6 protein-coding genes are annotated in these 4,536 nt (G+C 68.7%); 1 reads left to right on the plus strand and 5 read right to left on the minus strand.

Features of this window, described 5'->3' with window-relative positions; all coding sequences use genetic code 11:
• From VD972_RS11110 to VD972_RS11130, 5 genes are all read right to left on the minus strand, one after another.
• A partial coding sequence (locus VD972_RS11110; RefSeq protein ID WP_324985059.1) for a GTP-binding protein occupies positions 1-535 on the minus strand: 535 nt, incomplete at its 3' end.
• A complete protein-coding gene (gene cysD / locus VD972_RS11115) occupies positions 535-1,452 on the minus strand; it encodes a sulfate adenylyltransferase subunit CysD (RefSeq protein ID WP_324985062.1) in 918 nt (305 codons plus the stop codon). The genes cysD and VD972_RS11110, both read right to left, overlap by 1 nt.
• Complete coding sequence (gene cobA, locus VD972_RS11120; RefSeq protein WP_324985065.1) at positions 1,445-2,242, minus strand: uroporphyrinogen-III C-methyltransferase; 798 nt, start codon at positions 2,240-2,242, stop codon at positions 1,445-1,447. Before cobA ends, cysD begins: the two co-directional genes overlap by 8 nt.
• Entirely contained in the window at positions 2,239-2,889 is a 651-nt protein-coding gene (locus tag VD972_RS11125) for a bifunctional precorrin-2 dehydrogenase/sirohydrochlorin ferrochelatase (protein WP_324985068.1), read from the minus strand. Before VD972_RS11125 ends, cobA begins: the two co-directional genes overlap by 4 nt.
• Before the next feature lie 18 nt (positions 2,890-2,907).
• Positions 2,908-3,648 (minus strand): phosphoadenylyl-sulfate reductase, encoded by a 741-nt coding sequence (locus VD972_RS11130; RefSeq protein WP_324985071.1) that lies wholly within the window; start codon positions 3,646-3,648, stop codon positions 2,908-2,910.
• Positions 3,649-4,117: 469 nt separating this feature from the next.
• On the opposite strand from VD972_RS11130, the gene VD972_RS11135 reads away from it, so the two are divergent.
• On the plus strand, positions 4,118-4,536 hold a 419-nt coding region (locus VD972_RS11135; RefSeq protein WP_324985074.1), incomplete at its 3' end, for a calcium-binding EGF-like domain-containing protein.

Consider the following 4,536-nt stretch of genomic DNA (forward strand, 5'->3'; position numbering starts at 1 on the left):
AGGCGATGTACGCGTGCCTCCGCGTCTGCGCCAGCACGCCCAGCCGCGCGTCCACGAGGATCACCGCCGCGTCCGCCGTGGAGGCGCCCGTGGCCATGTTGCGCGTGTACTGCAGGTGTCCTGGCGTGTCCGCGACGATGATCTTCCGCCGCGGCGTGGAGAAGTAGCGGTACGCCACGTCGATGGTGATGCCCTGCTCGCGCTCGGCGCGCAGCCCGTCCGTGAAGAGGGAGAAGTCGATCTCCTCCTCCTGCTGGGGCAGCTCCGCGCTGGCCGCGGCCTGGAGCCCTCGTGCCAGCACCTCTGTGGTGGAGGGAGTCCCCTCGGTGGCCGCCACGCGCTTGGCGGTGGCGCGCCGGACCGCGGAGATCTGATCCTCGAAGAGTCCGTCGCACTCGTAGAGGAGCCGGCCAATGAGCGTGGACTTCCCGTCGTCCACGGAGCCCACCACCACCAGCCGCAGCAGCTCCTTGCTTGCGTGATCGAGGAGGAACTGCTGGATGTCCGTGACGGGCGGTTGCAGTGTGGTGTCCATTAGAAGTAGCCCTCGCGCTTCTTGAGCTCCATCGAGCCCTCTTCGTCGTAGTCGATGAGCCGGCCCTGCCGCTCGGAGTGGCGGTCGTTGACCATCTCGTGGATGACCGTCTCGACCGTGGTGGCCGAGGACTCAATGGCGCCGCTGAGCGGGTAGCAGCCCAGCGTCCGGAACCGCACCCGCTTCATCACGGGGCGCTCGCCCGGCTTCAGCCGCATGCGCTCGTCATCCACCATGATGAGGTTGCCGCTGCGCTCCACCACCGGGCGCTCGGCGGCGAAGTACAGCGGGACGACCGGGATGCGCTCCTTGAGGATGTAGTGCCACACATCCAGCTCGGTCCAGTTGGACAGCGGGAAGACGCGCATGCTCTCGCCCGCGTCGATGCGGCCGTTGTAGAGGTTCCACAGCTCGGGCCGCTGCCGGCGCGGCTCCCACTGGCCGTGGCGATCCCGGAACGAGAACACCCGCTCCTTGGCCCGGGACTTCTCCTCGTCCCGCCGGGCCCCGCCGAACGCCGCATCGAAGCCGTGCAGCGAGAGCGCCTCCAGCAGCGCCTGCGTCTTCACGGAGTGGGTGTACTTCTGACTGCCGTGATCGAAGGGATTGATGCCCTCGGCCAGCGCCTTGCGGTTCTGGTGCACGAGCAGCCGGAAGCCATGCTGGGAGGTGAACCGATCCCGGAAGGCGTACATTTCCCGGAACTTCCACGTCGTGTCCACGTGGAGCAGCGGGAAGGGCAGGGGCGCCGGGTGGAAGGCCTTGCGCGCCAGGTGCAGCAGCACCTGCGAGTCCTTGCCGATGCTGTAGAGCATCACCGGGTTGGCGAACTCCGCCACCGTCTCGCGGAGGATGTGGATGCTCTCCGCCTCGAGCACCGTCAGGTGGGACAAGCGTGCGGATGTGGACTCACTCACGACCGGCCTCCGCGACTCGGGGCAGCGAGCCCCCTGAAGGTGTGGAACTGGCGACCAGCGAGCTCAGCTGCGAGCGGAGCGACACCACCGCGCCGACGATGAGGAGCGTGGGAGAGCCCAGCTCGGCCTCCCTCACGCGCGAGGCGATGGTGGCGATCGTCCCCTCGACGACTCGCTGGTGTTCCCAGGTGCCCGACTCCACGGCGGCGGCGAGCGTGGTCGACGCCAGCCCCGCGGCGATGAGGGAGCGCGTGGCCTCCTCGAGCCGCCGGCCCGCCATGAAGAGGACCAGTGTCTCCGAGCGCGCCAGGTGTGCCCAGTCCGGGGTGTCATGGACGAGGTGCGCGGAGGCGAACGTCACCGCCCCCGAGAGGCCCCGGTGGGTGATGGGGATGGCCGCCGCGGCGGGTGCAGCGGCGAGGCTGGAGACGCCCGGCACCACCGCGTAGGGAATGCCCGCCGCCTCGAGCGCGAGCGCCTCTTCTCCTCCTCGGCCGAAGACGAACGGATCGCCACCCTTGAGCCGCACCACCATCCGGCCCAGCCGGGCCTGCTGGATGAGCAGGGTGTGGATGTCCTCCTGCGGCACCGAGTCTCCACCGCCCTCCTTGCCCACGTAGAGGATGCGGGCGTGAGGGCGCGCGTGCTCCAGGACTCCCGGGTGGATGAGCCGGTCATGCACGACGGTGTCCGCGCTCGCGAGCAGGCTCGCAGCTCGCAGCGTCAGCAGGCCTGGATCTCCAGGTCCCGCACCTACCAGGTACACCCATCCCTTGGAACCGCTCCTCATGTTGTCTCTCCCAGTGCTGCGAGCTCTGCGCGGATCCGGGCCCACGCTGCCCGGCGCTGGCCTCGGGCCAGCAGTCCGCGAATGTCTTCCTCCACCAGCAGGCGCAGCAGCCGGCCCCGATCAGGGCCGCGCGGCAGGCGCTCGCGAAGCCACCCGCTGAGCCGGGCGAGCTGCACGTGGTGGAGCGAGATTTGATCGACCAGCCGCTGCCGCAGGTGCCGCGCCAGCGCGGGGGCCTGGCCACTGGTGGAGACCGCGACGGTGATGGAGCCGCGGCGTCCCACCGAGGGCAGCGTGAAGTCACACAGGTCCGGCTCATCTGCCGCGTTCAGCCAGACCCCAAGCACCCGCGCCTCGTCTGCCACCGCCTGGCTGACCCGCCGGTCATCCGTGGCGACGAACACGAGGGCGTACCCGTGCAGGTCTCCCAGGGCGTAGGCACGCTCCAGCAGCTCCATCCGTCCCTCCGCGCCCAGGCGCCGCAGCGTGGCGGTGGCCGCGGGCGCGATCATCCGCAGCCGCGCACCGGCCTCGATGAGCTGAAGCGCGCGCCCCTCGGCGATGGTGCCGGCTCCAATGAGCAGGACGCGCTTGCCCTGCAGGCGGAGGCAGACGGGGTAGTCGATGGCGGTGCCAGGCGAGGCCATGGTTCGTTCTCCGGGCGCTCAGTCGCGGACGTGCAGCCCGCACTCGCGCTTGTCGGCGGACTCCCACCACCAGCGGCCGGCGCGCTCGTCCTCATAGGGCTTCACCGCGCGGGTGCAGGGCGCGCAGCCGATGGACGGGTAGCCGCGATCGTGGAGCAGGTTGTAGGGGACGCCGTTCTCCTGGATGTAGGACCACACCTGCCGGGCGCTCCACGCCGCCAGCGGGTTCAGCTTGGCCAGACCGCCGTGGTCCGCATCAAGCTCGAGGATCTCCACCGAGGTTCTCGTGATGGACTGCTCCCGGCGCAGCCCCGTCACCCACGCTTGCCGGCCCGCGAGCGCTCGCTTCAGCGGCTCCACCTTGCGGATGCCGCAGCACTCCTTGCGTGCCTCGAGGCTCTTGCGGAAGGAGAAGTATCCCTGGGAGGACTCCAGCGCCTCCACTCGCTCCCGCTGGGGGAAGTAGGTCTCCACCTCCAGCCCGTAGCGCTTGCGCAGTACCTCGATGAGCTCATACGTCTCCGGCGGCAGCCGGCCGGTGTCGAGCGTGAACAGGCGCATGCTGGGGGCGTGGTTGCGCGCCATATCGATGAGCACCACATCCTCCGCGCCGAAGCTGCACGCGATCGCCGCGCTCACACCGAACCGGCGCTCGGCCCAGGCGAGGATCTGCTCCGCGGAGGCCGACTTCAGCTCCTGGGCCGTGGCGAGGAGCTCTTCCTGCGAGAGCGCGGCGGTGACGGGCTGGGCCAGGGACATGAAGGACTCCGAGAGAAAAAGGCACACGTACCCGGCACCTCGTGAAGAGGGAGGCCCGCGCAAGAGAAGGAAGGGAAATGGAAGACTGCTACATGCTCTCCGTGGCTCGGCACCCGCTCAGTGGCGGACACGCAATCGGGGAGGAGCGGGTTTCGGACGGGAGGACTTGGGAACAAGAAACGTCATTATGTTGGCAAAAGTATCCGCTATAACGGACGGAGTCAACGTGTCCGCTATAGCGGATGGTCGCAGTTGCTCCTACCCCGTGCGCAGAGAGTGAATGGGATCAGGCTTGCTTCCATTCGGAACGCGCTTGCGTTCGATCTGACGCGTGCGGTCCGCGCAGACAGGGTGTTTTCTCGGAAAGGTCGGAATCTCACCCGGAAAGGAGGCTGGCACGCGAGGTGCTCAGTGCGTGGACCCTCCGGACCTCACCCACGACACGACACCCAGACAGGACACCCGCCTTATGAAAGTGCTCAAGAAGCTCCTGACTTGCGCTCGCCGGCTCTCGTTCCCTTCTCTCCTTGGGCTCATGGCCACGCTGCTGCTGGCCGCGAGTGCCTGTGGCCCGCTGCCCGAGGGCGAGCCGTCCGTCGAGCCTCTTGCCGCCGCTCAGCGCGCGGACACTCTCGCCGGTAACGAGTGCGCCTCCGGCGCGAACAACTGCTCCATCGACGCCACGTGTACCGACACGGCCGAGGGCTTCACCTGCACCTGCAACGCGGACTTCGCGGGCGATGGAGTGAGCTGCACGCGCGTCTCCCATACGGTGGAACTGGAGCCGGTAGCGGACGCGATGGTGCACGCTGGGGGGTGGGAGCGGTACAACAACTACGGCACCTCGCCGGAGTTCTCCGTGTGCCTGCCGGGGTTCCGTGGCTCGCC

The sequence above is a fragment of the Hyalangium sp. genome, from assembly GCF_035629615.1.
In the GTDB taxonomy this organism is placed as follows: Bacteria; Myxococcota; Myxococcia; order Myxococcales; family Myxococcaceae; genus Hyalangium.